This window comes from Spirulina sp. CS-785/01 (assembly GCF_028330525.1).
GTDB lineage: Bacteria > Cyanobacteriota > Cyanobacteriia > Cyanobacteriales > Spirulinaceae > JAQMSD01.
Genome location: NZ_JAQMSD010000340.1, coordinates 1 through 5694 on the forward strand (window position 1 = coordinate 1; position 5694 = coordinate 5694).

Genomic DNA, 5694 nt, shown 5'->3' on the forward strand with positions numbered 1-5694 from the left:
CGATCTTCCCCATCTTCCCCATCTTCCCCATCTTCCCCATCTTCCCTATCTTCCCTATCTTCCCTATCTTCCCCATCTCCCCCATCTCCCCCATTTCCCAACGCTTCCAACAAGTTAAACCGGATTCTGGCCATAAAAGGGGAGGGCTTTCGACCAGTGGGGGCGTTCTCCTTTGTTCCAGGCTTGGGTGGCGAGGTGTAGGATGCTGGTGACGGTGTGGCCGATGGGGGTGTTGAGGGGGAGTTTTAGGACGCGATCGCGCTCTGACAATCCCTGTAACACTGTCTCCCATTCTGCTGGCGTTAGGACGCGATCGCCCAACACCGGACGCAACGCCTGAGTCGGCAACACTTCATACACCGCCCCAAAAACTTGCCCCCGTCTTGCAGGATATTCCACCGCAACTTGACAGGGAGGAGTCATCGTTGCCAGATGACCATGGACAATTGCCGCCAACGTCGAAACCGGAAACAACGGCAACTGCAACTGTTGCGCCAAAACCCGCGCCGTCACCACCCCAATGCGCGTCCCCGTAAAGCCCCCCGGTCCTTGAGCCACCGCAATAAACCCCAACGCTTCCCATCCCACAGGCGCGAGAAATTGCCCCAAATAGACCTGAAGCACCGAAGACAACTCTCGACCCAAATCCCACACTTGCGAGTCGATTTGCCCCCCAATCACCCCCTTCGCTAACCCTAATTGGGGGGTCGTCGTATGCAAAGCCAAACCGTACTTTTCCTCAGACATCTGTAACAAAATGAGATAATTTTCTTTAGGTAGGACAAAGATTGACCGATAGGATAGGGGATGAGCCTATTGAGTTACAATAGAGCCTTATCCCAACCCTTCACGGGGAAGTTTTCACAATAGCAGATTAAGCCTTGAATTAAAGGAGAGTATTTTGGTTGCAACACCTTTACAAACTAGCCAATCCGAAGAAATTTTCGCCACAGCCCAAAAACTAATGCCAGGGGGCGTAAGTTCCCCCGTCCGTGCCTTCAAATCCGTCGGCGGCCAACCCCTAGTCATTGATCGGGTCAACGGGGCATATATTTGGGATGTTGACGGAAATCAATACATTGACTACGTAGGCACATGGGGCCCCGCCATTTGCGGTCATGCTCACCCCGACGTGATCAACGGCCTTAAAGAAGTCATCGACAAAGGCACGAGTTTCGGCGCACCCTGCGTCCTCGAAAACGTCCTCGCCGAAATGGTCATTGATGCCGTTCCCAGCATTGAAATGGTCCGCTTCGTCAACTCCGGGACCGAAGCCTGTATGTCTGTCCTGCGCCTCATGCGGGCATTCACCCAACGGGATAAAGTCATTAAATTCCAAGGCTGTTATCACGGCCACGGGGATATGTTCCTCGTCCAAGCCGGTTCAGGAGTCGCCACCTTGGGACTCCCCGACTCCCCCGGAGTCCCCAAAAACGTCACCAGCAACACCCTCACAGCCCCCTACAATGACCTAGAAGCCGTCAAAGCCCTCTTTGCCGAAAACCCCGATCAAATTGCCGGAGTTATTCTTGAACCCGTTGTCGGGAATTCCGGCTTCATTCCCCCCGATGCCGGATTTTTAGAAGGACTGCGCTTACTCACCCAAGAAAATGGCGCGTTATTAGCCTTTGATGAAGTAATGACAGGCTTCCGTATCTCCTACGGCGGAGCGCAAGAAAAATTTGGCGTAACCCCCGACTTAACCACATTAGGAAAAGTCATCGGTGGGGGTTTACCCGTCGGAGCTTATGGAGGCCGAAAAGATATCATGTCCATGGTTGCTCCAGCCGGGCCTATGTACCAAGCCGGAACATTATCCGGGAATCCCTTGGCCATGACAGCAGGCATTAAAACCCTAGAATTGCTGCAAAAGCCGGGGGCCTATGAGCAGTTAGACAAAATGACCAAAAAATTAGTCGAAGGTTTGGTCAGTATCGCCAAAGAAAACGGCCATGCTGCTTATGGAAATAGCATTAGTGCCATGTTCGGCCTCTTTTTCACCAATGATGCCGTTCACGACTACGAAGGGGCGAAAAAATCCGATTTACAGAAATTTGCCCGCTATCATCGGGGGATGTTAGAGCAGGGCATTTATCTTGCTCCCTCCCAATTTGAAGCCGGTTTCACCTCCCTGGCCCATACCGATGAGGACATTGATCAAACCTTAGAAGCGGCCCGCAAAGTGATGGCGAATTTATAGAGATTTCCCAATCCCCCCTCACCCTTTTTGAAAGGGCAAGGCTGTTTCATTCTCAATCTTGTCACTGAATCAATGGGGGGATAGGGAGGTGAACTACCACTCTTAAATCAAAGATTGTAATTTTAAGTGTCGGGTTGGTTTTCCAACCCGTTTTTAACGGGTTTAAGCTCTTAGCCTTGGGTTTAAACCCAGGGCGTATTTTTATTATTCCTTTTCCTCGGTTAACTGCTTAGTGGAGTCTAACTTAAACACCGACACACTGAGGGGAGGAAGGGTTAAAGCAACGGCATAGGGAAAGCGGGGATTATGCCAGTCAAAGGCCCATTTACCGCCATAATTTCCTAAATTACTCCCCCCATAATGTTCCGCATCACTATTAAAAATTTCCTTGTAAAATCCTCCTTCAGGAACACCAATCCAATAATCATCTTGAGGTTGGGGGGTGAAATTACACACCGTCACCAAAAACTCCTCCGAGTCGGGACATTTGCGGAGAAAGGACACCACACTATTATCCGCATCATTACATTCAATCCAATCAAACCCCGCAAAGGAGAAGTCTTCGGAATATAAAGCAGGTTCGCTCTGATAGAGTTTATTTAAATCGGTAATAAACTGTTTTAACTGTTGATGGGGTTTATTTTCCAATATCCCCCAGTCTAAATCAGACCACGCATTCCACTCATTCCACTGGCCAAATTCCATCCCCATAAATAGGGTTTTCTTGCCGGGGTGGGTGAACATATAGCCGAATAATGCCCGTAAGTTGGCGAATTTCTGCCAGTCATCCCCCGGCATTTTCCCCAATAGACTGCGTTTCCCGTGGACGACTTCATCATGGGATAAGGCCAGCATGAAGTTCTCGCTGAACGCATACATAATGCTGAACGTGACATTATTTTGGTGATATTTCCGATACACGGGGTCTTGGCTGAAATAATGGAGCATATCGTGCATCCAGCCCATATTCCACTTGAAACTAAAGCCTAACCCTCCAATATAGGTGGGACGTGACACTAAGGCCCAAGAAGTCGATTCTTCGGCAATGGAGAGAATACCAGGATAATAGCCAAACATGAGGGAATTGAGTTCCCGCAGGAAGTCCACTGCTTCGAGGTGTTCGTTTCCTCCGTACTGGTTGGGGACCCATTCACCAGGTTTGCGGTCATAGTCTAAGTACAGCATGGAGGCCACGGCATCCACCCGCACCCCATCAATGTGGTATTTGTCATACCAAAACAGCGCGTTAGAAATGAGGAAGTTACGCACTTCATTGCGACCGTAGTTAAAGATTAACGTTCCCCATTCTTTATGTTCTCCTTTGCGGGGGTCGTCGTACTCGTAGAGGTGGGTCCCATCAAAATAGGCTAACCCGTGGCGGTCTTTGGGGAAATGCCCTGGCACCCAGTCCACAATAACTCCGATGTCATTTTGGTGGCATTGGTCCACAAAGTACATAAAGTCTTCTGGGGTCCCAAAGCGGGAGGTGGGGGCGAAATATCCTGCGACTTGATATCCCCAGGACCCATCAAAGGGGTGTTCTGCGACGGGGAGGACTTCGATATGGGTAAACCCTAATTCTTTGACATAGGGAATGAGTTGAGCGGCCAGTTCTCGATAGGTGAGGAAGCGGGCCCCTGGTTTTTCGGAGATAGGGACAGCTTTACCCTGTTCTGGAGAATTTTCTGCGCTATCGTGTAACCATGACCCTAGATGGACTTCATAGACGGAAAGAGGCTGCTTGAGGGGGTCTTTTTCCCGTCGTTTCTCCATCCAGTCTTCATCTCCCCATTGGTGGGTGTTGAGGTTGGTGACGATAGAGGCGGTTTGGGGTCGGAGTTCCTGTTGAAACCCGTAGGGGTCGGACTTTTCGTACATATGTCCGAAAATATTTTTAATTTCGTATTTGTAGAGGTTGCCTTCGTGGAGTTCGGGGATAAAGAGTTCCCAGATACCGCCTCCGGTTAAGCGCATTTGGTGGTGACGACCATCCCAGTTGTTGAAGTCTCCGATGACGGAGATGTTCCGCGCATTGGGGGCCCAGACGGCGAAGTAAACGCCTTGGACTCCATCGACTTGGGTGAGGTGTGCGCCGAGTTTTTCGTAAATACGGTGGTGGTTTCCTTCCCCAAAGAGGTAGATGTCAAAGTCGGTTAAGCGGGGGGAACGGAAGGCGTAGGGGTCGTAGAAGACTCGTTCGTGTTCTCCGGTTTTGACTTTGATCTGATAGTTTTTCAGTTCGGGGACATCGAGTTCACACTCGAAGAAGTGGGGATGGTGAAGGGTCTGCATGGGGTGTTGTTCCCGTTCTTGGGGTCGGATAACCCAGGCTTGGTCTGCGTCGGGGAGGTAGGCCCGGACTGACCAACGGGTTTTCCCGTTGTCTTCAATGCGGTGTGACCCCAGTATTTCAAAGGGGTTCTGGTGTTGGTTCTGAACGATACTATGGACTTGTTCGGGGGCAATAGTCTGGGTCATGCGCTTAATTTTTCTTTACTTCTCTACGCTATGTAATATTAACGAAGGTTCGATTAAAGTGTGAACTGCTTTTTTTAATCAGGGAATTGGCAATAGAGTGTTAAAAAAATGAAAAATTTAAGATAGCTTCGGTGAAGTGCAGTGTAACTGAACAATAAAAAGCCTGAATCAATACCAATAATTTTGTAAAGATCAGAATCTTTAGACATACTCAAAAAAATCTTGCAATTATAATTTATATTCTATAAAAAGGTGATAACTCAACACAACTAAATAATCAAAACCCGCCTTAATCCCTACTAGAAATGGAAACTGGTTGTGTTCAGTTTCGGGATCACTGCTACTGGTACTGTAGAAGCATGATATTGAATAGCGATCGCGCATTTCTTCGCATTTCTTTAAGACTTATGGTGTACCAACATTTCCGTTGCTTAACTTTCGCCACTTTAATCCTCTTGAGTGCAGGAGTTAGCACCAGTTGTGCGTTTCGGGTGACGGTGACTCCGGAAAATCCTGATCAGGTTTCTTTACAGGGAAACCGGGTGGCAACTCAACAGAGCGAGTTTTCATCCCCAGAGACGAAGGTGGCACTGGCCAAGCATCTTACGGCACAAGGAGTAAAAATGTATGGGGCCTATTGGTGTCCGCAATGCGATCGCCAACTTCAATTATTCGGCAATCAAGCAGCACAGCATTTGACGGAAATTGAATGTGATCCGAGGGGGGAGAATGCGCAGACACAACTTTGTCGAGATCAGGGAATTTCCGGTTATCCCACTTGGGAGATTAATGGCAAACTATATCCAGGGGTTTATTCTCTCGAAGGACTGGCCATGATGTCTCAATTCCCCGGTTTGGGTAATTCACAATAATAGTTTCAACAAAAGAGCCGCGGGACTCCCCCACCTCGGAACAGGTGGGGGAGGAAAGCGGGTGAGTCGATACCGCTTCTCCTGCGGAGACGCTGCGCGAACGATGCGGCTGAGACTCACAACCTCTTAGGCTACACATAGACC

Annotated in this window: 4 protein-coding genes; 2 read left to right on the top strand and 2 right to left on the bottom strand. The window is 49.2% G+C overall.

Annotated elements, in window-relative coordinates; translation table 11 throughout:
- Nucleotides 1-114 precede the first annotated feature (114 nt).
- Complete coding sequence (gene tsaB, locus PN462_RS22360; protein ID WP_272131069.1) at nt 115-747, bottom strand: tRNA (adenosine(37)-N6)-threonylcarbamoyltransferase complex dimerization subunit type 1 TsaB; 633 nt, start codon at nt 745-747, stop codon at nt 115-117.
- Between the two features lie 154 nt (nt 748-901).
- Between tsaB and hemL the strand changes: the two genes are divergently transcribed.
- A complete protein-coding gene (gene hemL / locus PN462_RS22365) occupies nt 902-2200 on the top strand; it encodes a glutamate-1-semialdehyde 2,1-aminomutase (protein WP_272131070.1) in 1299 nt (432 codons plus the stop codon).
- A gap of 204 nt (nt 2201-2404) precedes the next feature.
- On the opposite strand, the gene glgB is transcribed toward hemL, so the two are convergent.
- Complete coding sequence (glgB, locus tag PN462_RS22370; RefSeq protein WP_272131071.1) at nt 2405-4678, bottom strand: 1,4-alpha-glucan branching protein GlgB; 2274 nt, start codon at nt 4676-4678, stop codon at nt 2405-2407.
- Nucleotides 4679-5037: 359 nt separating this feature from the next.
- Between glgB and PN462_RS22375 the strand changes: the two genes are divergently transcribed.
- The gene (locus PN462_RS22375; RefSeq protein ID WP_272131072.1) at nt 5038-5550 is read left to right on the top strand and encodes a hypothetical protein; all 513 of its coding nucleotides are present in this window, start codon (nt 5038-5040) and stop codon (nt 5548-5550) included.
- Nucleotides 5551-5694 lie beyond the last annotated feature (144 nt).